At 60.9% G+C, this 24,458-nt stretch carries 16 protein-coding genes; 6 read left to right on the top strand and 10 right to left on the bottom strand.

The window, feature by feature from the left end:
* Positions 1-20: 20 nt before the first annotated feature.
* A complete protein-coding gene (gene torS, locus KUV52_RS00300) occupies positions 21-2,834 on the top strand; it encodes a TMAO reductase system sensor histidine kinase/response regulator TorS (protein ID WP_222523942.1) in 2,814 nt (937 codons plus the stop codon).
* A 70-nt stretch (positions 2,835-2,904) separates the two neighbouring features.
* On the opposite strand, the gene KUV52_RS00295 is transcribed toward torS, so the two are convergent.
* The 8 genes from KUV52_RS00295 to cysK form a co-directional block, all read right to left on the bottom strand.
* On the bottom strand, positions 2,905-3,555 hold the full coding sequence (locus tag KUV52_RS00295) for a molecular chaperone (RefSeq protein ID WP_222523941.1): 651 nt from the start codon (positions 3,553-3,555) through the stop codon (positions 2,905-2,907).
* Between the two features lie 51 nt (positions 3,556-3,606).
* A complete protein-coding gene (locus KUV52_RS00290) occupies positions 3,607-4,242 on the bottom strand; it encodes a DMSO/selenate family reductase complex B subunit (protein WP_222523940.1) in 636 nt (211 codons plus the stop codon).
* A gap of 12 nt (positions 4,243-4,254) precedes the next feature.
* The gene (locus tag KUV52_RS00285; RefSeq protein WP_222524069.1) at positions 4,255-6,699 is read right to left on the bottom strand and encodes a DMSO/selenate family reductase complex A subunit; all 2,445 of its coding nucleotides are present in this window, start codon (positions 6,697-6,699) and stop codon (positions 4,255-4,257) included.
* Between the two features lie 408 nt (positions 6,700-7,107).
* On the bottom strand, positions 7,108-7,617 hold the full coding sequence (gene crr, locus KUV52_RS00280; RefSeq protein WP_222523939.1) for a PTS glucose transporter subunit IIA: 510 nt from the start codon (positions 7,615-7,617) through the stop codon (positions 7,108-7,110).
* A gap of 58 nt (positions 7,618-7,675) precedes the next feature.
* Positions 7,676-9,352: a phosphoenolpyruvate--protein phosphotransferase gene (gene ptsP / locus KUV52_RS00275; RefSeq protein WP_222523938.1), complete on the bottom strand. Its 1,677-nt coding sequence runs from the start codon at positions 9,350-9,352 to the stop codon at positions 7,676-7,678.
* Between the two features lie 34 nt (positions 9,353-9,386).
* Positions 9,387-9,644, bottom strand: a complete 258-nt coding sequence (locus KUV52_RS00270; RefSeq protein WP_222523937.1) for an HPr family phosphocarrier protein — start codon at positions 9,642-9,644, stop codon at positions 9,387-9,389.
* Between the two features lie 88 nt (positions 9,645-9,732).
* Entirely contained in the window at positions 9,733-11,286 is a 1,554-nt protein-coding gene (locus KUV52_RS00265) for a methyl-accepting chemotaxis protein (protein ID WP_222523936.1), read from the bottom strand.
* A gap of 148 nt (positions 11,287-11,434) precedes the next feature.
* The gene (gene cysK / locus KUV52_RS00260) at positions 11,435-12,406 is read right to left on the bottom strand and encodes a cysteine synthase A (protein WP_222523935.1); all 972 of its coding nucleotides are present in this window, start codon (positions 12,404-12,406) and stop codon (positions 11,435-11,437) included.
* Positions 12,407-12,635: 229 nt separating this feature from the next.
* Between cysK and KUV52_RS18960 the strand changes: the two genes are divergently transcribed.
* The gene (locus KUV52_RS18960; protein ID WP_222523934.1) at positions 12,636-13,805 is read left to right on the top strand and encodes an RDD family protein; all 1,170 of its coding nucleotides are present in this window, start codon (positions 12,636-12,638) and stop codon (positions 13,803-13,805) included.
* Positions 13,806-13,914: 109 nt separating this feature from the next.
* Positions 13,915-14,433 carry a gamma-glutamylcyclotransferase family protein gene (locus KUV52_RS00250; RefSeq protein ID WP_222523933.1) on the top strand — a complete coding sequence of 173 codons (519 nt, stop codon included), beginning with the start codon at positions 13,915-13,917 and terminating at the stop codon, positions 14,431-14,433.
* Between the two features lie 68 nt (positions 14,434-14,501).
* Here the strand turns inward: KUV52_RS00250 and KUV52_RS00245 are convergent, their stop codons facing one another.
* Both KUV52_RS00245 and cysZ read right to left on the bottom strand, forming a co-directional pair.
* The gene (locus KUV52_RS00245; RefSeq protein WP_222523932.1) at positions 14,502-16,829 is read right to left on the bottom strand and encodes a carbohydrate binding family 9 domain-containing protein; all 2,328 of its coding nucleotides are present in this window, start codon (positions 16,827-16,829) and stop codon (positions 14,502-14,504) included.
* 90 nt (positions 16,830-16,919) lie between these two features.
* Complete coding sequence (gene cysZ / locus KUV52_RS00240) at positions 16,920-17,633, bottom strand: sulfate transporter CysZ (protein WP_315900185.1); 714 nt, start codon at positions 17,631-17,633, stop codon at positions 16,920-16,922.
* A gap of 206 nt (positions 17,634-17,839) precedes the next feature.
* Between cysZ and smc the strand changes: the two genes are divergently transcribed.
* From smc to ligA, 3 genes are all read left to right on the top strand, one after another.
* A complete protein-coding gene (gene smc / locus KUV52_RS00235; protein ID WP_222523930.1) occupies positions 17,840-21,301 on the top strand; it encodes a chromosome segregation protein SMC in 3,462 nt (1,153 codons plus the stop codon).
* Positions 21,302-21,332: 31 nt separating this feature from the next.
* Entirely contained in the window at positions 21,333-22,322 is a 990-nt protein-coding gene (gene zipA / locus KUV52_RS00230) for a cell division protein ZipA (RefSeq protein ID WP_222523929.1), read from the top strand.
* Positions 22,323-22,392: 70 nt separating this feature from the next.
* Positions 22,393-24,420, top strand: a complete 2,028-nt coding sequence (ligA, locus tag KUV52_RS00225; protein ID WP_222523928.1) for an NAD-dependent DNA ligase LigA — start codon at positions 22,393-22,395, stop codon at positions 24,418-24,420.
* The last annotated feature ends 38 nt before the right edge of the window (positions 24,421-24,458 follow it).

Genomic DNA, 24,458 nt, shown 5'->3' with positions numbered 1-24,458 from the left:
CAGAGCTTTAGAGACGCCCCTTGAACTCCTTCACCTTTTCTTTCCGGCGTTCTGTCGCAGGCAAACTGCTGATCGCCTTTGTGATCCTGGCGGGTTTGTCTGTGCTGGCGGCGGCGTTGGGCCTGGTCAGCCTGTCTCAACTGCGGGCGTCTCACCAACAGTTGGTGGAGGACGCCGTACCCGCCCTGAATCAGTCCCGGGCCGTGGCGGAGTTGTCCGGACGCATCCTCAGTAACGGCCGCCTGATGGCCGAAGTCCATGACCGCGACACCCTGGATCACACCTGGCGGGAGCTGGAGCGAACCAATGGGGCGCTGGATCGTCGCCTGGAAGAGCTGGTGGCCATCGAACCCGGTCAGCGCAGCACCCTGCAGCATCTGCACAACGAAGTGGTTCGCAACCTGGTTTCGGTGTTTGAGCTGTCCCAATCCCAGATTGCGCTGAAGCAGGCCTTCAATGAACAGTTCACCCAGGTCAATGAAGCGGCCAACCGTCTGGCGGACCTGGTTGAAGACCAACTGGCCAATGCGGAAACCGCAATGGTGGCCCGCAGCGTCGGCTTCTATGGCGAGACTGCTGTCGCACCGCAGGCGGATGCCCTGATTGAACAGGATCTGATGCAGATCCGCCGCATGAGCGAGTTGAAAAACAACCTGCTCCGGCTCCGCCGCCAACTGGTGTTGCTGCCCTATATGGATGATCCCGACACCATGCAGGTGCGGGCGGAGCGGTTCCGGGTGCTGGCGGATTACCTGCCGTTGCAGATGGCGCTGGTGCCGGACCCAGAGCGCCGGCAGGCGATCCTGGCCCAGTGGCAAACGCTGGAGGAGGGCGCTGCGCTGTATGAGCAGAAAACCCGGCAACTCGCCCTGACCCAGGAGATTGACGACTCCCTGGCCAGTCTGGACGCCCGTTTCAAAGCGATGAACGCGGCGGTGACCGTATTGGTGCGGCGCGCCAATCAGGGGCTGAACAGCGCGCAGGTGCGCATTGATCATCGCTACCAGCAGGCGCTGTGGGGTCTGCTGGCCCTTGGGCTCGTGGCGGCACTGGTTGCGGTGTTTGTGTTGTGGCGGGTGGTTTACCGGGAAGTGGTGGTGCGCCTGAATGGCACCACCCAGGCGCTGCTGAGATTGGCGGAGGGCGACCACTCAGTTCGGGTGAAAAAGGGGGGCAGTGACGAGTTAAGCCGATTGGCTGACGCCATCGACACCTTTAAGGCGACCGCCATCGCCCGAGAACAAGCGGAACAGGCGCTTCGGGCCCAGCATCAGCAGCTTGAGCAGGCGGTGACAGAACGCACCGATGAACTCAATCAGGCCAACACCCGATTGGCCCAGGAACTGTCGGTCTCGGCCGAAGCCAAGGCGCAGGCGGAAGCCGCCAGCCGGGCAAAAACCACCTTTTTGGCCACCATGAGTCACGAGATCCGAACCCCGATGAACGGCATCCTGGGCACGGCAGAGCTGATGTCCGATGGCGAACTGAATGACCAGCAGCGCCGGTATCTGGGGGTGATCCACCGCTCCGGCGAGGCGCTGCTGGATGTGCTTAACGATGTGCTGGACTACTCCAAGATTGAAGCGGGCCACATCAGTACGGTGACAGAGCCGGTCCAGCCCGCCGAGGTCGTGCAGGAGGTGCTGGATACCCTGGCTTCAAGAGCCTCCCAGAAGGCACTGACCTTGCAGGTGGTGGGCGCAGAGCGGGTGGCGCTGGCCTACCTGGGCGACCGGGCCAAGTTGAGACAGGTGCTGCTAAACCTGGTGGGTAACGCCATCAAGTTCACCGAACAGGGTGGGGTTGTGGTTGGTTTGAATGCCGAGCAGGGACAACTGGTGGTGACGGTGCAGGACACCGGCATGGGGATCGAACCGGAGCGGCAGGAGACGGTATTCGAGGCGTTTCAGCAGAGTCGCAGTGGCGAGCAATGGGGAGGCACCGGCCTTGGGCTGCCCATCAGCCGGCGTCTGGCGGAAGCGATGGGAGGCACTCTCACTCTGAGCAGCCTGCCGGGCGAGGGAAGCACCTTTACGCTGCGTTTATCCTGGCCGGAAACCGAACCGGATAGGGCGCCGGAGCAGTTACCACAGCAACTGCCCGCCGCCAACCTGCTGGTGGTGGAGGACAACTCGGTCAACCGCATGGTGATGTCCGGTTTTCTCGACAAGTTGGGGCAGCAGGCGGTGATGGCGCCCAATGCGAAAGCCGCCCTGGCCGCGGCACAGCAGCAGGCGTTTGACCTGGCGCTGGTGGACATCCATCTGCCTGACGGTGATGGCACCGAGCTGCAAAAAGCACTCAAGGCGGTGCAGCAGGCGCAATTTGGCGTTTCGTTGCCCTGCATTGCGGTATCGGCTCAGGTGTTTGAGGAGCAGGTGAAAGATTACCTGGCGGCGGGATTCGATGGTTTCGTCGGCAAGCCGGTACGCCTGACGGTGCTGGCGGAAGCGTTAGCGACTCAACTGGGCGACAGTGCTGCGACCGCCTTGCCTGAGGCCGCAGAAGCCAAAGGCGACGCGGTCAACTGGGCTCAACTTGAGCAGGATCGGTCGGTGCTGGGTGCCGAACTGTTGACCACCATGGTGAGCCAGTTTGACGCGCAGGCCGAGAGCACGATAGCCACACTGAAGGGGGCGGAGCAGGACGCGGTATCGGCGCTGGCGCACAAACTGAAAGGGAGTGCCGGGGCGCTGGGGCTGTTGGCGGTGGCAAAGCAGTGCCAGCGGATAGAGCAGGGGGCTTCGGTGAGTGAGGATGAGTTGGCTGCCCTGGCTAGCAGCGTTGAGTCCGGCCTGACGCAGATAAAAAAATGGCTGACCGGGAAGGGGTAGTCCGGTCAGCCTAAACGAACGTCGGCTTACGCCTGATTCGTACCTTTGCAGGGTGGGATGAAGAAATCGGTTATTGGAACAGCTGCAGGCTTAGTGGCTTAACGCCAAGGTCGGCCTGCAGCCCCTCCAGCACACTGCGGATCAGCAGCGCCATACCCCGGTAATAGGGGGTTTGGGCCGCAGCCAGCAGCTTTTCACAAAATCGGTTTGACCAGGGCAGCAGGTGTTCCGCAAGCAGCACACGCAGTACCTCAAGGTCGGTGTCGTCCGGCTCATTGGCCGCCCGCTCCAGCAAGCTGGAGACTACGGAGAGCATCAGGCCGATGTGGTCCACCGGCTCATTGAGCTGGGTGGTCACCAGGATCCCGTAGTGCTGATAAAACTGCACCAGCGCCTGGGTGGAGGGGCCGCACAGCAGCCGCTTCTCATGCAGGTAGGGGCTGCCCCAGGGAATGGCTTTCAGTTCCACCGGGCCGATAAACAGCTCGGTGAAATCCCGCTTCAGTTTCGGCAGCAATGTCGCATTCTCTTCCGCCAGCGCCTCGGCCAGCAGAGCCAGGCCCTCGGCCCGCGCAACGGCTTCGCCGGTTTGCGGCCAGCTTTGCACCACATTTACAGCGCGCAGCCGATCCGGCATCACGTCGCTCGGTTCAAAGTAGATGGCATGGTAGAGCACGTTGCACTGGGCCTGGTATTGGCTCAGTTGTTCCGGATTCATCATCGGGTCTCTCCGTCGCAATTGGGGGAGCAACGCTCCCCCGCGTTCAATGGCTTACACTTCCGCCCAGTTCAGAACCTTGCCCTGCTCAGAGCCGCAGGGGCGGCTGTGGCGGTTGGGGTTCACCAGCAGGCTGGGCTGGGTGATGTCGCTGCTGGGCAGCGGGGCAATGTCCGGCTTCACCGCGTTGGGGTATTTGGCCTTAAGCTCCGCCATCGGGCCGAAGTCCAGAGCGCGCATCGGGCAGGACTCGACGCAGATCGGCTTTAGCCCCATATCAATACGCTCAAAGCAGCCATCGCACTTGGTCATATGGCCCTTGGCCTTGTCGTACTGCGGCGCGTCATAGGGACACATCTCGGAGCACATCTCGCAGCCGATGCACATTTCGGTGTCGACGCGAACGATGCCGTCTTTCTCCCGCTTGTGCATGGCGCCGGTCGGGCAGATCTCCACACAGGGCGGTTTGCTGCAGTGGTTGCAGCCGATCGACATATAGTAGGCGAATACGTTCTGCTTCATGGTGCCGTCGGCCTGGGGGGCCCAGTCACCGCCGCCGTATTCGTAAACACGGCGCCAGATAACACCCACCGGCAGATCGTTCTTGTCTTTGCAGCTGACGTGACAGGTTTTGCAGCCAGTGCATTTGCTGGCATCGACGTAAAAGCCGTACTGCTGTTTCACTTGCATGGTTGCCCCCTATCAAGCCTTTTTGATTTCAACGCGGTTGGTGTGTTGGCCGTTACCCTTGGACAGCGGCGTGGTGCGCTGTGAGGTCAGGGTGTTGAGACAGCCGCCTTTGTCCACCTTGTGGCCAAAGCCCTTGTACCAGGCTCCCTGACCCAGAGCGGTAACGCCGGGCATGATGCGCGGGGTCACCTTGGCGGGTACCTCAATCTGACCGCGTTGGTTAAATACGATCACGGTGTCGCCGGACTGGATACCACGGGACTTGGCATCGATGGGGTTCATCCATACCGCATCCTCTACGGCTTCGCGCAGCCAGGGCACGTTGTGGTAGCTGGAGTGTGCGCGACCTTTGGTGTGGTAACCGGTCAGCTGCAGCGGGAACTGGCCCTGCTTGTTCTCCAGGTCCTGGTAGCCGTCCCAGGTGGGGACGTACTTGGGCAGCGCGGAGATCACGTCGCCTTCGTTCAATACCCAGGTAGCGGCTTTCTGGGCCAACTGGCTGGAGTAGATCTCAATCTTGCCCGACGGGGTCTTCAGCGGGTTGGCTTCCGGATCTTTGCGGAAGTCTTCCAGCACGATGTAGCTGCCATTGGGCAGGTACTTGCGGAAGATGCCCTGCTTCAGCATCACGGCTTTGTTCGGCAGCTCCGGGTTGGCTTCCTGCGCCTTGGCGTAGAACTCTGCACGCCACTGGTCAGCGGTTTTGCCCTCGGTGAACTGCTCCTCAACGCCCCAGCGCTTGGCCAGCTCAACGCACATCTCGTACACAGGACGGCACTCGAACATCGGGCCAACACTGGTGCTCATCTGGATCAGGGTGCCGGTGTCGCCAGCGGCGTAGGCCTGGTTGACCAGGTCCTCGGATTCCAGCCAGCTGACGTCGGGAAGGACGATGTCGGCGAACTGGGCGGAGGGGGTCATCCAGTTGTCAATCACCAGAATGAACTCACACTTGCTGGTGTCAGCCAGGATCTGCTCAGTCTTCTTGGTTTCCGCATGCTGGTTGATCAGCGCGTTACCGGCGTAGTTGATGATCGCCTTGATGTTGGTACCCAGCTTGCCGTCGCCATTGCTGTCCAGTTCGGCGTCCGGCAATACCACGCCATCTTTCAGCACGGTCATGTTCTCGCCGTCCTGAATCGCCTGGGTAAAGGTGAAGAAGGAGATCTTCTTCTCAACCGGGTTGCTGCCGGTGGGCATGCTCGGGGCGTACAGGGACGCGCCGGTGCACAGACCGCCGTTGTTGGTGCCCGGCAGACCCAGCTGGCCCAGCAGGATAGGCAGCATGTGCGCAGCACGCAGGTTGTTCTCGCCTGCAGCCTGACGGCTCAGGGACGCGGCAACGTGGATAAAGGGCGCTTTGGCACCCGCCAGGTCTTTGGCCAACTGGCGGATCTCGGCGGCGTCGATGCCGGTGATCGGTGCAGCCCACTCCGGGGTTTTCTTCAGGCCGTCAGGGCCGTCGCCCAGGATGTGCGCCTTGTAGGAGGCTTCGTAGCCCACGCCTTCCGGCATGGTCTTCTCGTCGAAGCCCACGGTGTACTTATCCAGGAACGCCTGGTTTACCCAACCGTTGGTGATGAATTCGTAGGCGAGGGCCTCCATCAGCGCGGCATCGGTACCGGGACGGATCGGGATCCACTGGTCCTCTTTGCCCAGCGCAGAGTCGGTGTAGCGCGGGTCGATGATGATGGTTTTGAATTTGGTGCCCTTTTCAGCGCGCTCTTTCTGCTTGGCCTGGATGATGTTCAGGTAGTCGTAGGACTCGCCGGAGCCGCTCATGCGGATCTCGGACGGGTTGTGGCCCACCAGCAGCACCAGATCAGAGTTTTTCATCTCGGAGTTGGAGGAGCCGCGCCAGCCCAGGTTAGCGTCGCCCCAGGTGTATTGTGCGGCTTTGTAGAGCTGGGCCCAGCTGTAGTCACCGTAGGTGCCCAGGTAGCCGCCGGTCAGGTTCATCAGGCGGTAGAGACACTGCTTACCGGAGAAGCTGTAGCCCGCACCGGAGTTGTAGGTGAAGTGGGTGGATTCCGGGCCGTAGGTTTCGCGCAGGCGGCCAAGCTCGCCAGCCACCAGGTCCAGTGCTTCTTCCCAGCTGATGCGCTCGAACTGACCGCTGCCACGGGGGCCAACACGGCGCATGGGGTATTTGAGGCGATCCGGCGCATAGACACGCTGACGCAGTGAGCGACCGCGAAGACAGGCTCGCACCTGATGATGACCGTACTCGTCTTTCTGATAGAAGTCGGTTTCGATGCGGGTGATGATGCCATCGCGGCTGAAGACGCGAACCGGGCAGTTGGAGCCGCAGTTCACCAGACAGGAGCTCCAGTTCAGAGTCTCCGGGCCGGCAGGCTTCATGGGGGCGACCGACTTAGCCGCATCACGGCTGCAGCCAGTGATGGCAGCGGCGGCGCCCAGGGCGGCGCTCATCTTAAGAAAATCACGGCGTTCCAATTGCATGGATTTTACCTCTTGGTTTGGGCGGGCCACCGCCCTCGCTCACACGCAGATGCTGTGCATCATGGCCGGTTGTCTGGGGCCGGCAGGTTGGTTCCTGCTCTTGACCTGGATCGCTGTGATGTCAGGTCTCCCCATTCCCGGCTAAGGCCGCCAATTGGCGGTTCGGGATTGAGTATGAGGATAGGGATCGGGTGTGAATACGTTGGGAATGCTTTTTAATGAGTTAAGGCAACTTATGAAAAGTTATGAACAGGGGCGGGCTTTTGGTGAGGCGGGTCACAAAAGGGGCGCGGTTGGGCTGAAAATGCGGGAAGAACTCTTTCTGAAACTGTGATTTGGGTCGATAAAAAACGGCCCGCGAAATTCGCAGGCCGTAGCAGAAACTTGAGTGTGGAGTTGGGGTTACAGGTAGGCCCGAAGGATGGGGCTCTCACCGGCGACCACATCACCCTCCTGCTTCTCCAGCGATTTGACGTCTTCCATATTGGCGATCACCACCGGCGTTAGCACGCTCTTGGCATGGCTCTTGAGGTAGTCCAGATCAAACTCAAGGATGGGGTCGCCCGCGCTGACCTGCTGGCCCGCTTCGGCCAGCCGGGTGAACCCGGCGCCACGCAACTCAACGGTATCGATACCGAAGTGGACGAAGAGCTCCAGTCCGAGCGGGGACTCCAGAGAAAAGGCGTGGTTGGCATCGAAGATCTGGCCAATGGTGCCGTCAATCGGGGCAACCACCTGATGACCGGTGGGGTCGATTGCCAGCCCGTCCCCGACGATCTTCTCTGAGAACACCACATCGGGCACTTGCTCGATGGGCACCAGACGACCGGATACCGGCGCGTGGATCACCACGCCGTCCGCGGGCACTTCACGGTGGGCCATCATACGGCGTAATCGGCTGAAAAATCCCATGGATGCTGACCTTCTGACGTCTTTAGGGAGGGCTTTGTGCCCCAATGTTAGCCGAAATTCATCTGCTCACACAATCATTTAACAGCGTCAGCAGATCACGTTTATGAGTGCAGGCCAGGGCTTTGGCCAGTAGCGCCTTGCCGTCGTTTTGGCGGTATTGGCGCAGCTGATATTTGATTTCAGCGGTGCGTACCGGCGTGATACTGAAGCTTCGCAAACCCATGGCCAGCAGCAGTGGCAGGGCCCGGGGTTCGGAGGCCAGTTCGCCGCAAAGAGAGAGGGGCAGATCCAGCGCTTTGGCCTGACGGCTGAGTTGGTGCAGCAGTCGGATCAAGGCCGGGCTCAGTTGCGGGTAGTGGGGGCTGACGCTGGCGTTATTGCGGTCTGCGGCGTAGCAGTACTGCGCCAGATCGTTGGTGCCCACACTGGCAAAATCGAGCCGGGCGGCCATGGCATCCAGCATCAGTACCGCAGCCGGGGTTTCCACCATAATGCCCACCGGCAACGTCGGGTTCATCGCCAACTCCACCTTCACTTCGTCCAGCAGGGTCAGGACGCCATCCAGCTCTTCCGGCAGGCTGATCATCGGCAGCAGCAGTTTGACCGGGTACTCCATCGCCAGCCGAACAATGGCGGCCAGTTGGGTTTTCAGGCGCTCCGGCTGAGCCAGTCCCAGACGGATAGCCCGTTGCCCCAGTGCGGGGTTGGCTTCGATAAGGTTAAGTCCCGGCAGCGCCTTGTCGGCGCCGAAGTCGAAGGTCCGGATCACCAATGGCGTGCCATTCAGTTGCTGGGCGATGGCGCGGTACAGACTGTACTGGCGGGCTTCATTGGGCCAGTCTCCCTCTGCCATGTAGAGGAACTCGGAGCGCAGCAGTCCGATGCCATCCAGATGATGCTGGCCCACCTTTTCCGCTTCTTCGACGGAGCCGATATTGGCGCCCAGCCAGACCGGTTCTCCCTCTGCGGTGGCGGCGGGATCCGCCAGACAGGCGAGGTGTTTCTCCCGGCGCTGTTGCCACTGTGCCAGGGTGTCGCGAAACAGGGCCAGATCCTCGCCGTTGGTGGCCAGGGTCAGCTGCCCCTTATCGGCGTCCAGCAGTCCGGATTGGGTGGAGAGACGGGTTAGCGCATCCGGCATCACCAGCGTGGGGATCCCGGCGCTGCGCAGCAGAATGGCAAGGTGGTCATCGACGTTGCCCCGCTCCAACACCACACCGCACAGGTGGGTTTTGGGCAGGCGGATAAACTCGGCCGCAGTGAGATCCGGCACCACCAGCAGGGTGTCTTCATCCAGCTGTTCCGGCAGGCCGTGGCCCATGCCGCTCAAACGGCTGGCGAGGCGCTCCCCCAGGCAGAAGATGTCCCGGCCACGGTGGGCCAGATGGGGATCGTCCAGTTGTTCAAACTGACGGGCGTAGTCGGCAAACACCCGCTGACACGCCTCGTCGGCGCTCATGCCCCCGTCAATCTGCTCGAAAATGGCGTCGTGCAGTTCCGGGTCTTCCAGCAACAGGCGGTCGGCCTCCAGCAACGCACGCTGGCTTTCGCTCAGATCCGGCCGTTGGGCCAACTGGGCCAGGGCGTCGCACTCTTTGGTCAGTTGCGCCTGAACCCGGCGTTTTGGGTCGGAATCGAGGGGGGCGGTGCGAACCTGGGGGCCGGGGCGACACAGATGGAGGGTACCCAGGGCCAGACCGGGGCTGATGGCAAAGGCGGTGAAGACTTTCGACATTCCCTGTCTCTCCTGTATCGGATTGGTGGTCGCGTCAGTGTAGCTCTTGAAGCATGGCCGCAATCGCTTCTACGGCCTGTTCGGCGCCATCCCCCTGGGCACTGACCGTGACCTCAGCCCCCTGGCTCAGTGCCAGGGTTTGCAACCGAAACAGGCTCTTGGCGCTGGCCCGACGGCCGCCACACTCCACCAGAATGTCACAGGCGTATTGCTGAGCCGCCTTGACCAGCAGAGCTGCCGGTCGGGTGTGAATGCCGTGGGGTGCAGTAACAGTAACGGTTTTTCGGTGCATAAAGGGCGACGGTCAATCGATTCGATAGTGAATTGGGCGTGGTGGCGCCAAGGATACTGGCGCCACCGGGGATGGTCAAATCACCAACTTATGCCTTGAACTGAGCCAACTGTTCCCGCAGCCGCGCTCCCATGGTGAGAAGCTCATCTGCTGCCCCCAGGTTGCTCTGCCCGGCTTTCGCTGCCGCTTCGGTCAGCTCGGCAATGGTGTGGATATTGCCATTGACCTCGGCACTGACCTGGCTCTGCTGCTCGGTCGCCGTGGCGATCTGGCTGTTTCGATCCTGAATTGCCACTACCGCCTGAACGATGGCGTCCAGTGCCTCATTGGCTTCCTGGGCCTGGGCCGAGAGCGCCTGGAACTGATTGAGCGAACTGCCTGCGGCGTCGGTCACCTGGCTGACACCACTCTGGATGTTGTCGACGATGGCGCTGATCTCGTTGGTGGATTGCTGAGTGCGGGTGGCCAGGGCACGGACCTCATCCGCAACCACGGCAAATCCACGCCCATGCTCCCCGGCACGCGCCGCTTCAATCGCGGCGTTCAGCGCCAGCAGATTGGTCTGTTCGGCGATGGTGCGGATCACCTCCAGGATCTGACCCACTTCGGTGCTGTGGCGGGCCAGGTCGTCTGCGGTGGAGGCGGTTTGGTTCAGGTCGCTGGCCAGGGAGTTCACCAACTGATGGGTGCCCTGAACCGCATGGCGGCAGTTGGCCACCTGGTGGTGGGCACCGTCGGCAGCGTCTGCCGCTTGTTGAGCGGAGTGAGCCACCTCCTCGGTGCTGGCGAGCATCTCGGTCATTGCACTGGCGACGGATTGGGTTTGCTGGTGGACCTGCTCACCGGTGGCTTGCGACTCCCCGGCAACCGTGGTCAGGCGATGGGCACTGTCATTGACGCTCTGCGACAGCGGCTGCAGCTCCTTCACCATGGTGGCGATCTTGCCGGTGAACTGGTTAAAGCGGTTGGCAAAAACGGTGATCTCATCCTGCCCGGAGGTGTCCAGACGACGGGTCAGGTCACCATCGCCATTGGCGATCTCCTCCATGGCGTTGATGGCGTCACTGAGAGGGCGGGTGATGGAGTAGTTGAGCAGCAGGAACAGGGAGAGCAGGGGCAGGGCCAGGCAGACAAGAAAGACGACGTAGGTCAGAATCACCTCGCCCATCTTTTCATCGACGGCGACGTCATCTCCAAGCAGGACCAGCATCTGGCCATCCAGCAGGCGGGCACTGAGCCATACGGTGCGACCATCCTGAACAAACTCGGTGTCGTAGGGGGTGCCCAGTTTGACCCGGGACAGGGCCTGTTTCAGCGGCTGATCGCCTCCCTTAACCTGCCAGCTGTCGACATTGGCCGGCGCGCCCTCTCCCAGCAATGGTGCGCCGTTGAGGTCGAACAGCCACAGCGGGTGTTCATCCGGCGTGATGCGGCTCCAGCGTGCCTTATCGATGGTGGTGCCCGCGAGGGCCAGGGTGAGGGTGTCGGCCAACTCTTCCACCTGGTGTTGGCGGTCATTGGCTAACTGTGCCCGTTGCTCAGACAGGCCAAGGTAGGTGTAGACGAGCGTCCCCCCTGCTGCTAATCCCAGCAGCGCAAGCAGGCGCAGTGAGATAGTGAGGCGTCGTAACAGCGCGATCATATCGGTCCCTTGATGGTGAGTTATGCGTCCAGTCCATTAAACAAAACTGTATGGGTAAACGGATAGTGCAGCGATCAAAAATTCATGAAAAACCACAAAAAAAGGGCGGTTATTACACCGCCCAACACACAAGCGAACCGGGAAAGGATCACTGGATATTTTCGGCCTCGGAGAAGACGCCGGCAAACAGAGCCGAGGAGAGGTAGCGTTCGGCGGAGGAGGGCAGAACCACCACAATGGTTTTGTCCTTGAACTCGGGCTTGTTGGCCAGCAGCTTGTTGACGGCCACGACGGCGGCGCCGGAGCTGATGCCTGCGAGGATCCCCTCCTCCTTCATCAGGCGGTGCGCCATCTCAATCGCCTCGTCATTGCTGACGGTGATCGCCTCGTCCACCATCTCCAGATCCAGGTTGCCGGGGATAAAGCCCGCACCGATGCCCTGGATTTTATGGGGGCCGGGGGTCAGCTCTTCGCCCTTCAGTGCCTGGCTGATCACCGGAGAGTCAGTGGGCTCGACGGCAACGGTATGGATCGCCTTGCCCTTTTGCAGCTTGATGTAGCGGCTGACGCCGGTCAGGGTGCCACCGGTGCCTACACCGGCCACAAACACATCCACTTCACCATCGGTGTCATCCCACACTTCAGGACCGGTGGTTTGCTCATGGATCTCCGGGTTGGCCGGGTTTTCAAACTGTTGCAGCAGCACATAGCGGCTTGGATCGCTGTCGCGGATCTCCTCCGCCTTAGCTACAGCGCCCTTCATCCCCTTGGCGCCATCGGTCAGTACCAGATTGGCCCCCAGGGCTTTAAGCAGCTTACGACGCTCCAGACTCATGGTGTTGGGCATGGTCAGGGTCAGGGGGTAACCACGGGAGGCGGCCACGAAGGCCAGCGCGATGCCGGTGTTACCGGAGGTGGGCTCAATGATCTCCTTGCCCGGGCCCAGCAGCCCTTTCTTTTCGGCATCCCACACCATGTTGGCACCGAGTCGGCACTTCACACTGAAGGAGGGGTTACGGGCTTCAATTTTCGCCAGCACCTTGCCGTCGGTGACGCGGTTCAGGCGCACCAGCGGGGTATTACCGATGGAGAGGGAGTTGTCGTCGTAGATCTTTGCCATGATTGCGTTCCTGCCAAATGGAATGAGGGCGCGAAAAAATTAGCCGCGCAGATAGGGCTTAGCTTAATCCTTGAAATGGTGCGAGGAAGTGTTTGTTCGTTATGCCTTATTCCCGAAGGTAATTACCTTAAGGCTTTTTATAAACAGTGACTTGATTCAGGGCCGGATTGGGTGGCGAAGCGGTAACACTGTGTTAACGTGACCCGATTGACTCAGGAAGGAGCCTGCTGTGAGTACCCGCGATGATCCCAAGGATGTGATTACGCCCGATGCCTTTCACATTCATCCCCACCTGTTAAATCGTCCTCTGGCTTCACCCTGGCGGCGTGGTATTGCCATGCTGCTGGACCTGATGGTGGTAGTGATGGTTACCGAGTCAGGAGGCGTCCTGTTTGTGCTTCTGGTGCTGTTGACCTGGCGGATCCGAAAACGGCAGTGGAAGGCGGGTCGTTGGGCGCTGTTTCTGCTCTATTTCCTGCTGGTGGCCTCACTGGTGTCCCCGCTGATTGACTGGGCCAAATCCCTGACCGATTCGGATAACACCCCCCAAAACCTGGCGACCACGGTGGCAACCCAGGATGTGCCTTCCGCGATAAAGGGAACGGCGGCGCTGATTCAGGCGGAGCTGTGTGAGGACGCCGCCTGTGTGCGGGAGAAACTGGAAGGTCTCTCTTCACTCGATAGCATGCTCAATGAAGCGGAGCGGCAGGAGCTGGTAGAGGAGTTGGTGAACAATGTGCCAGTGGAGCAGCGGGCTGAATTGAGGGCGGCGTTGGCGCAGGTATTGCTCAGTCAGCCTCAGCCACAAGCCAGTGTGCCAGCAGAGACCGTTACCGGGTCCGGTTTGGATGACCAACAGATTGCAGAGAGCGTTACTGAACCCGCAGCGGGTGACGGCCAGGGCACTGAGGTGGCTGCAGAGCCTGACCCGATTGCCGAGTTGGAGGCGCAGTTGGCCCGGGAGAAAAAGCGGCGTAAGCGTCTGGCCAAACAGGTAGAGGAGTTGGAGGAGGTGGGCACCAGCCCGATGGCCTGGGTGATGGGGGGACTGAAGGATCTGGGTCTGGGCTTTGGTCTCTCCGCCTTCTACTTCACGGTGTTTGTGGCCTGGTTCGATGGCCAGACTGTGGGCAAGAAACTGACCCGCTGCCGGGTACGGCAACTGGATGGTTCTCCGATTTCGCTGTGGGAAGCCTTTGGCCGCTACGGTGGCTACAGTGCGGGGATCGCTACCGGGTTACTGGGGTTCTTCCAGATCTTCTGGGACCCGAACCGACAAGCGATCCACGACAAGATCTCCGCCACCGTGGTGGAGGATCTGCGACCGCAGGCGCGGCTTACTGCCCGACGCACCGCCAAGCAGCGCAATGGAGAGGGCGTGCCGGTTCGGGCTGGATAGGGTCACCCCCTAACTTTACAGCCCGCCAGAAAACCGTTTTCGGTGACACTGGCGGTTGCTGGCCTGCTGCGCCAAGGTAGAGGTTGGATGTCACGCCAGGGGAGCGGGTTTGAAGTACTTTGCCTACGGCTCCAACATGTCTCTGCGCCGTTTGCTGCAGCGTGTGCCCAGCGCCCAACGGCTCGCAACCTGTCGCCTGTATGGGCACCAGTTGCGGTTTCATAAGCGGGGCCGTGATGGCTCCGCCAAGTGCGACGCCTTTATGACAAATAACCCTGAACACCGGGTGTTCGGCGCGCTGTTTGCCTTGGCGCCTCAGGAGAAGTGGCGATTGGACAGGGCTGAGGGGTTGGGAGTCGGTTACCAGCAGAAGCCGGTCCAGGTTTGCGCGTCGGACGGGCGAATCCATGAGGCATTCACCTATGTGGCGCTGCAGATCGATTCCGGTCTGAACCCCTACCAGTGGTATCTCGAGCATGTGTTGATTGGCGCCAGGGAGAGCCAGCTACCGGCAGCCTATCAGGCGGAACTGAGGGTGATTGAGGCATTGGACGATCCCGAGGTGGTAAGAGCCAGGGAGGAGCGGGCCATTTACCGGGTTGCCGAGTTGGCGCGGATAATGGGCTGAGCGTCGGTCCAGTGTCGGGTGAGCGGCAAGGGAAAAAAGAAGGGACGGCGTCAGCCGTCCCTTTTCGATCAAATCAGCCAAGCGTAGCTGACTTTCATAAAGTAGGTGCGGCTGTCCTGCACCAGATCGGTTTCGATGTCGTCAGCGTAGCGCCCGTCCGAGTAGCCCGCGTAGAACACGGTCTGGGGGTTGAGCTTGTAGCCGTAGAGCAGTTCGCTGGAGAGGCTCTGGGTGTTGGCGTCAACATCGTAATACTGGTACAGGCCAGGGTCCCGGTCGATGTGGGTGTAGATGGTGGAGAGGCGCACAAAGCTTCTTACACTGAACTGCCAGGTCAGGCGCAGATCCGACAGGTTGGCAGTAAACAGGGTGCCACCGTCCACATCCAGCTCCCGCCAGTGGTGGCGCAAGTGAGCGGTGATAGCCCGATTGGGTTTCCAGTTAAGCCAACCGTTGAGTTGGGTGATGGTGCCCAGTTGGTTATTGGCAAAGTCGATCTCATCGCCGTGGCGAACACCCACACCGAACTTGACCGGCTTAACCGGACGAACCTCGCCGTAAAAGCCACCAAAAGTCTCATCAAACAGCGGGGCATTGTCCGTCACTGACAAACTGCTGCCGTCATTGCGCTGGCCCACTCGCTCCCGGGTCACCGCATACCACTCCACGTAGGTTTCATGGCGTCCGGCCAGGGAGAATTTTGCCTCGGCTTCCTGCTCTAACAGCTCACCGTCGATGTTTTCACTGCGGTCCACATCGCCGGAGAACTCAACCTCGTGGAAGAAGTGATCCTCCGGATACCAGACACGCCCGCCGCCAGCGACGGCCTTGGCGTAATCGATGCGGTCGATAAAGCCCAGATCGGCGCGGAAGTTCTCATCGGCACGATACAGGTTGGCGTAGCCAAACCAGTTGCGGGATTCATAGCGGTAGTTCAGACGGGCCAGTTGCCCCTGAAAGGCGCCCTCTTTGAGGGTGCGCAACACCTGCTCGTTGTAATCACAGTCGCCGAATTCGCATTGCGCCTCACCGGGCTGGCTGCAGTCGTCACCGTCACAGAACTGCTCAGCGAGATCATCCGGGTAGCGGGTGTCGCTGTAGAGCCACATGGCGTCGATGCGGTGCTGCTCGGTGATGTCCCAGCGCAGGTCGATGCCGCTCATGGCGTTACGGTAGTGCTCACTTTCACGGAAGGTTCCGATGGCCCCCAGTTGCCAGCCGTTGCCACTGTCGTAGAGGTAACGGCCCGCCAGGTTGTCGCTCTTGGTACCCAGCTCCGCGATGCTGGAACCCAGGTTACCCGGTATGAGTAGGTTGGTTTGTTCATCGCGGGTCTGCAGCAGGCCGTAGACATGCTTGTCCCGCTGCCCGGTGATCTTGGTGCCGAACTCCGGTTCTGCCAGGTTACGGGTGTGCACCAGATTCAGCTGAGTGGCAAAGTTGTCGGCATTATCCAGATAGAAGGGGCGCTTCTCGGGATAGAACAGGGCGAAGGTGGTGTTGACGTCCAACTGGCCCGCATCGGCTTCTACCTGGGAGAAATCGGGGTTGATGGTGAGGTTCAGCAGAGTGTCCGGGGTGATGCCCCAGCGCACGTCGAGCCCCGGTTCCGCATTATCCTCCCGCTCCCAGGGGGAATCCGGGTCGTCTCGGGTTTCCATGCGGTTGGCGGTGAAGGAGGGGGTGATCTGCAACTGGTTGCCGGGTTCCGCCCCCTCCAGACCGGTCGCTACCCCCATCTGGCACAGACGGCAGGCGATGTCCCGGTCTACCGGCGTGGCCGCCAGTCGGTAGTTATTCTCGCGAGGGTAGAAACGCACCAGCTCGATGCCCCACTCCTGAGTATCACGCTGACTATCGAAGTTGAACAGACGCAGCGGCAGGGCCATCTCCACCTGGTAGCCGTTGTCGGTCAACCGGCCTTCGCTGTGCCAGATCCCATCCCAGGCATCGCTCTCGCGGCCAGTCAGTTCGTTTTCAATGCTGTCGTGCTGCACCCCCATGGGGTTGACGAAGAACTGGTAAGCCAGACGGGACTGGTTCCAGGTGTCCAGCTTGATGCCCACCATATCGTCGCCCCAGCTTTTGTCCCGATCGGTCAGGTGGGCCCGGATGCGGGAGGGGTCCGGATCTTCGGCAATAAAGGCGACGTACAGCGTGTCGGTGGTGGCGATCAGTCGGGCTTCGGTTGGCACCGGTGCCGGGGTGTTTTCGGCGGGCCGTGTTTGCAGCGTCAGGGGGACGCGAACCGCATCGTGCCAGGCGGCCTCTGACAGCACGCCATCAATGGTGGGCGCTTGAGTCGTATGGGGAATGGTGATTTGAAGCCGTTCACTGGCCAGCGCATTGGGGAGGAGAAACAGCGTCGCAAGTGACGGGATAAGGCGCTTAAACATCCTGTTATTTTCTCGTTATCGTTTTGGCGCCATTGTGCCACAGGCGCTGACTGCCGCCAGCGCCACAGGTAAACGATTTGTAACAGGGGTTTACAGCTTGCGGTGAACCTCGCGGTACTGGTCAACCCAGAGGGCGGTGGCACCGCAGATCGCCACCGGCATCAGAATCAGGTTGAGTAGCGGGATCATCGCCATGAGTGCAGCGGTGGCACCAAAGGTAAAGCTACGCCAGCGCTGCATCCGCAACGCACTGCGCATCCGTGCGAAGGGCACCTTATGGTTATCAAAGGGGTAGTCCAGGTACTGAATCGCCAGCATCCAGGCGGTGAAGCAGAACCAGATCACCGGGCCAAAGCCGGGAATGAAAAAGAGGATAACCAGGAACACCAATGCCCGGGGCAGGTAGTAACAGAGCTTGGTCCACTCCCGGCCAATCAGCCTCGGCGTGTCTTTGACCAGGTCCAGCACGCCGCCAGTGTCCAGCGGTTCGCCGGTCAGGCGCTTTTCTACCTGTTCCGCCAGCAAACCGTTAAAAGGTGCGGCGATAAAGTTCATGATGGCGGTAAAGGTGAAGGCGGCGGTGACCAGAACACTCAGCCCCACCAACGGCCAGAGCAGCCACTCCATCCAGCGCAGAAACTCCGGCGCGGCGGCCATCAACTGCTCCATCCAGACGCCCATCTGTTGGAACAGGAAGTAGAAGGCAACGGAGAAGAGCACCAGGTTGATCCCCAGTGGCAACACCACAAAGCGGCGCAAGCCCTTCTGGCGTATAAGCTCAAAGCCCTTGAGGAAGTAGCTCACGCCACTGGCCCCTTCAGGCAACACAGATTTGACGGTTTGGCTGTGGTTTATCAACGCGCTGTACTCTTGGTGAAAGACCTATAGGTGCATTGTGTTGCCGACCTGCGGATTGGGTCAACATTGATAGCATTTCAGGCTGTTACAAATTCCATAGCCATTTGATAGAGTGGCAGGATCTCAGCCATCGGAACCGTTGCCCTGCCTCTATGCGGCTTAAACAGATCAAGCTTGCCGGCTTTAAGTCCTTCGTCGATCCCACCAAGGTGCCTTTCCCGGATCAGATGACCGCCATTGTCGGCCCTAATGGCTGTGGCAAATCCAACGTCATTGATGCCGTTCGCTGGGTGCTGGGGGAGAGCAGCGCCAAGAACCTGCGTGGCGACGCCATGACGGACGTGATCTTCAACGGTTCCAGTGGCCGCAAGCCGGTGTCGGTAGCCAGTGTCGAGTTGGTGTTCGACAACAGTGCCGGTCGCCTGGACGGCCAGTACGCCAGTTACGCCGAAATCGCGGTCAAACGTCAGGTTACCCGGGACGGTCAGTCCAACTATTTCCTCAATGGTAGCAAGTGCCGACGCCGGGACATCACCGATCTCTTTATGGGCACCGGTCTGGGCCCGCGCAGCTACGCCATTATCGAGCAGGGGATGATTTCCCGCCTGATCGAATCCAAACCTCAGGAACTAAGGGTCTTTATTGAAGAGGCCGCTGGCATCTCCCGCTACAAGGAGCGCCGCCGCGAGACCGAAAACCGCATCCGCCATACCCGCGAAAACCTCGAACGTCTGACCGACGTCCGTACCGAGTTGGGCAGCCAGATTGAACGTCTGCGTCGTCAGGCGGATGCCGCCCGCCGCTACCGCGAGCTTAAGGCGCAGGAGCGTACCCTTCATGGCGAGTTGCTGGCGTTGCGCTGGCGCGAAATCAGCGGCCGTATGGATCAACTGGATCAAACGATACAGGCCCTGGAAACCAAGAAAACTCAGTTTGAAAGCGCCACCGCAGGGGACAGTGCCACCGTCACCACCTTGGAGCAGCAACGCTCTGATCTGAGTGCCGAGGTAGAGCGTTGTCAGCAGAGCCTCTTTACTCTGGGCAGCCAGATCACCCGACTGGAGCAGCAGATCCTCCACAGCCGTCAGCGTCGGCAGCAGTTGGAGGATGAGATCCGCCGCAACCAGATGCAGGCGGGCAGCGCGGAGGAAAATCTGCGTCAACTGGATGAGGAGCAGGGCGAACTCGAAGAGAGCATCGCCATGATGGCGCCGGAACAGGAGGCCCTTGCCGAAGCGCTGGAGGAGCTGACCCTGGCGCTGGAAGAGGCACAGATGGCCTTTGAGGCGCTGGGCGATGAGCGGGACACCGCACGAGATGCGCAGGCTCAATCCCAGCGCGCCGCACAGGTGGTGATCACCGAGCTGGCGGGCCTGGAGCGGGAGCGGCAACAGATCGCCTCATCCCGTCAGCGTCTGGCTGAGCAGCTGGCCCAGTGGAACCCAGAAGCGCTGGAAGCGGAATTGGCGCAGACCGACGAAGCCCTGCAGAGCGCTGAGGCGGAGCTGGAATCTGAGACCGCTCGTCTTGAGCAGGCTCAGCAGGCCCGGGAAGCGGCGGAAGCGGAGCGGGAAGCCAGTCAGGCACAGGTGGCTCACCTTGATGGAGAGCTGGTGCGTCTGGAAGCCCGGCAAGCTTCACTGTCCACGCTGCTTAAAGCCCGTGAAACCCGTCTTCCCGCCCCCTTTGATGATCTGCCGAGAGCCTGGCAGCAGTGGTCGGTCGAGGAGGGCTGGGCCGCCGCCGTTGAGCAGGTGCTCAGTCGGCCGATGCAGGCAGTGGTTGGGGCGGAATCCCAAACCTTGCCTGAAGGCACCCAGCGTCTGCTGACTCAGGACGCGGCTGCCCCTATTGAGGCGGCGCACCCCTGGCCAAGGTTGCTCGATAAGATCCGTTCCCCCTTTAATCTCTCGCCCTGGCTGGCCCAGGTCTATTGCGCCGACACCCCGGAACAGGCAGAAGCCTGGTTGAGTCAGGCCGGGCCCGATGTCTCGGTGGTTTTGCCTGATGGACGCTGGCTGGCGAAGGGGTTTGAAGCGGCGCCGGGCAAAAGCAGTGAGCGCCCCCTCACTGAGATCCAGGCGGAACTGGAAGCACTGCAGCTTGAGCAGCCCCGGGTTGAGGCCCAACGGGCCGAGGCGGAAGAGCGTTTGCAGCGTGCGACCGGGCAGCTGGACGCGGCGCGCCAGCAGGAAGAGCAGCTGCGACGAGCCGTTCAGACTGCCCGCGAAGCGCTGCTGACGCTGCAGGGGCGACGGGAGAGTCTGGCACAACGCCTGGAACAGCAGCGCCAGCAGCGTGCACTGCTTGAGGAGCAGCAGGAGGAGCTGGCCCTGCGCGCCGAGGAGTTGGAGGACCGCCAGCTGGAACTGGAGGCGCGTCAGGCCCAACTTGGTGAGGAGCAGGAGCAGGCACAAGCGCGGCTGGACCAGGTTGAGCTTCGCACCGAATCGGCGCGGGAATCGTTGCGGGCCCGTCGAGCGCAGCGTGACCAACAACAGCAGCGGTTGCAGCAGCTACAGCTTTCTCTGCAAGGGCAGGAGGCGCGCTTGCAGGGCTTGTCCGCACGGCGTCTTCAGGCTCAGGAGTCTCAGGGCGAATGGCGGGAGCGGTGCGAACTGGCCCGAGAGGAGCAGGAAGCCCTGCTTGAGCCACTGGCAGAGTACGAAGCGTCTCTCGCGTTGGAGCTGGAGCAGCGGGTGCTGCTGGAGGAGGAACTGGCTGGACGCCGGGAGGCTCTGGAGGAGGTCAACCAGACACTTGCCAGCCTGGCCGACAGTCAGCGTGGACAACAGGCGCAACTGCAAGCGGTGGTGGCGGATTTGAGCCGTCACCAGCTGGAGTACGAAGGGCTGCGTGTGCAGGCACAGGGCCAGTTGGATCTGCTGGCGGAGTCAGAGATGCAGCTGAAAGGGATCCTGGAATCCCTCAGCCCGGAAGCGGCAGTGAACCAGTGGCAGGCGGACCTGGAGCGGGTGCGGGAACGCATCAAGCGTCTGGGGGCCATCAACATGGCTGCCATTGAAGAGTATGAACAGCAGTCCGAGCGCAAAGCTTACCTGGACGCTCAGGACGATGATCTGAACCAGGCGCTGGAGGTACTGGAGACGGCGATCCGCAAAATCGACCGGGAGACCCGCCAGATGTTCCGGGACACCTTTGACAAGGTGAATACGGATCTGGGTACCCTGTTCCCGAAAGTGTTTGGAGGGGGAAGTGCCTACTTGGCACTGACCGATGATGACCTGTTGAACACCGGTGTCACCATCATGGCCCGTCCACCTGGTAAAAAGAACAGCACAATCCACCTTCTCTCTGGTGGTGAAAAGGCCCTGACAGCATTATCATTGGTGTTCGCCATTTTCCGCCTTAATCCAGCACCTTTCTGTATGCTGGACGAAGTGGATGCGCCCCTGGACGACGCCAACGTCGGGCGGTTCTGCCGCCTGGTGAAGGAGATGTCCGAGACGGTTCAGTTTATCTTCATCAGCCACAATAAAGTGAGTATGGAGATGGCGGATCGCCTGACGGGGGTTACTATGCACGAACCGGGTGTGTCCCGGATCGTTGCCGTCGATATCGAAGAGGCCGCAGCAATGGCCCAAATGGGATAAACAAGTGTAGGTTCGACTCGCTATGGATGATATGCGCGTAGTCTTTATTGTCGTGGGCCTATTGGCCATCCTGGGTTTGCTGGTACATGGCTTGTGGTCGCTCAGGCGTAACAACCCCGGCAAAATTCAGAATCGCCGTGCCCCGGCACCCAAAAAGCGCTTTGAAAAGGCGATCGAGCCCGCTGTCGCAGAGCCGGAAACGGCGGTTCGTGAAGAACCCGTTATTGCGCCGGCTCAACCCGCTCCGAAACCGGCCTCCGCGCCGACGCAGGCCAGTCTGCTGGAAGATGCGCCAATCCCCGAAGCGCCTCAGCCTGCAGCCAAGCGCAGTGCGCCTCGTGCCGCTCGTCAGGAGCCGACGCTGGGTGGGGACCAGATCGAGCTGGGCTTTGCCGAGTCGGACGAAGCGATGGCACCGATCACCCTGCGGGAGCTGGAAGCGGAACTGGAGCGTGAAGAGCGCGAAGCGCAGGAGCAGGCGAAAGTGAAGGCCGATCCGGTTGAAGAGCCGGTGATCCAGGCTGAGCCTGAGGCGGAGCCGATGGTCGATGCGCCTGCAGAGCCGCAATCTGAGCCGAAAGCCACGGCAAACGATGCCCCGGCAGATCCCTCTGATGTGCTGGTGCTGCACGTGGTCAGCAAAGGTGAGCCCATCTCCGGTGCGGAGTTGCTGCCGAACCTGCTGACCATGGGCTTCAAGTTTGGCGAGATGGATATCTTCCATCGTCATCAAAGCAGTGCAGGCACCGGCCCGGTGCTGTTCTCCCTGGCCAACATGGTGAACCCCGGTACCTTTAACCCGGACCATATGGAACAGTTCACTACCGAAGGGGTCGCACTGTTTATGACCCTGCCGAGCCAGGGTGACCCGCGTGTCTGTTTTTCCATGATGGAAGGCGCCGCCAAGGGGCTGGCGGATCTGCACGGAGCCGAAGTGCTGGATGGTCAGCGTAATCCCTGGAACAGCGCCACCCAGGAGGCTTACCTGGCCCGAATTCACCGGGCGGAGCAGCCAGCCTGACTCGTCTGAACCCTCTATCTCAGGGCCGCCAGCGCGCGGCCCTCTCTGTTTTACACCGCCATAGAACAATATGAGCCAAGCCAAAGAACGCATTGAACAGCTGAGCCAGCTGCTGAACGACTACAACCACCAGTACTACGTGCTGGACAATCCCACAGTGCCGGATGCCGAGTATGACCGCCTGGTGCGGGAGTTGCAGGCTCTGGAGGCGGAGCACCCCGAGTGGCGCCTGCCCGACTCACCGACTCAGCGTGTGGGTGGGGCGCCTGCGGGGCAGTTTCAGTCGGTGGCCCACCTTAAGCCGATGCTGTCCCTGGACAACGCCATGAATGAGTCGGAGTTTTCCGCCTTTCACCAGCGTTTGGTGGACCGTCTTGGACACACCGATATTCACTACTGCGCTGAGCCCAAGCTGGACGGCATTGCGGTCAGCCTGATCTATCGGAATGGCGTGCTGGAGCGGGCGGCAACCCGTGGCGATGGCACCACCGGTGAAGAGATCACCGCCAACGTCCGCACCATCAAAACCGTACCGCTAAGATTGAGCGGCAGTGGCTATCCTGCGCTGTTGGAAGTGCGGGGTGAAGCCTTTATGCCCAAGGCGGGTTTTGAGGCGATGAACGCCAAAGCGATGGCCGCCGGTGAGAAGACCTTTGTTAACCCGCGTAACGCCGCCGCAGGCAGCCTGCGCCAACTGGACAGCCGCATCACGGCCAACCGCCCCCTGGCGTTTTACGCCTATGCGGTTGGCGTGGTGGAGGAGAGTGTGACGCCGTTGGCAGACAGTCACTCGGGTCAATTGAGTCAGCTGGCGGAGTGGGGTCTGCCGGTCAGTCCGATCGTTGAGCGGGCGGAAGGCGAGGCGGCGGCACTGGATTACTTCCGTCGCATCGGTGAGGCCCGTCCGGAGCTGCCTTACGAGATCGACGGGGTCGTGATCAAGGTGGACAGCCTGGCTGATCAGGAGAAGCTGGGCTTTGTGGCGCGTGCACCGCGCTGGGCCATCGCCTGCAAGTTCCCGGCGCAGGAGGAGATGACCCTGCTAAAGGATGTGGAGTTCCAGGTGGGACGCACCGGAGCGGTTACCCCGGTGGCGCGCCTTGAGCCAGTGTTTGTTGGGGGCGTGACCGTTTCTAACGCCACGCTGCACAACGCCGATGAAATTGAGCGTCTGGGCGTCAGGATTGGCGATACCGTGATCATCCGCCGCGCCGGTGATGTGATCCCGCAGATCGTTTCTGTAGTGATGGATCGTCGCCCTGATGACGCTCGCGCCATCGCGTTCCCGGCACACTGCCCGGTGTGCGACTCCAAAGTGGAGCGGTTTGAAGGGGAGGCAGTGGCACGCTGCTCCGGTGGCCTGTTCTGCGAAGCGCAGCGCAAAGAGGCGATCAAACACTTTGCTTCCCGCAAAGCGCTGGATGTCGACGGTCTGGGCGACAAGTTGGTGGAGCTGATGGTGGATAAGGAGCTGGTGAGCACTCCGGCGGACCTGTTCAGACTCTCCGCTTCCCGTTTGACCATGCTGCCCCGTATGGGCACCAAGTCTGCTCAGAACCTGGTGGATGCCCTGGACAAAGCGCGTGTTACCACGCTGCCGCGTTTCCTTTATGCACTGGGGATCCGAGAGGTGGGTGAAGCCACAGCGGCCAATCTGGCCCGCCACTTCAAGAGCCTGGAGGCCTTGATGGCGGCGGATACGGAGCAGCTGATGGAGGTGGATGACGTAGGCGAAGTGGTGGCGAAACACCTGTACTACTTCTTCCGTCAGCCCCATAACCTTGAAGTGATCGAGGCGCTGACCGATCCACAAGGGGCCAACGTACACTGGCCTGAGATCGAGGCGGTGTCCGAGGATGCCCAGCCCCTGAAAGGACAGACCTGGGTATTGACAGGAACCCTGAACCAGATGGGCCGAAGTGACGCCAAGGCCGCACTGGAAGCGCTGGGGGCAAAGGTCAGTGGCAGCGTGTCGAAGAATACCCACACCGTAGTGGCGGGTGAAAAGGCCGGTTCCAAACTGACCAAGGCCACCGAATTGGGGGTGGCGGTGATGGATGAGGAAGGACTGCTGGCCCTGTTGGCTCAGTACCAGTAGAGACACACTCATCATTAAAGCGGCCTGATGGCCGCTTT

The sequence above is a fragment of the Ferrimonas balearica genome (genome assembly GCF_019802055.1).
Lineage (GTDB): Bacteria > Pseudomonadota > Gammaproteobacteria > Enterobacterales > Shewanellaceae > Ferrimonas > Ferrimonas balearica_A.
Note: the sequence above shows the minus strand (reverse complement) of the source record. Positions and strands in the feature narration are given on the sequence as shown.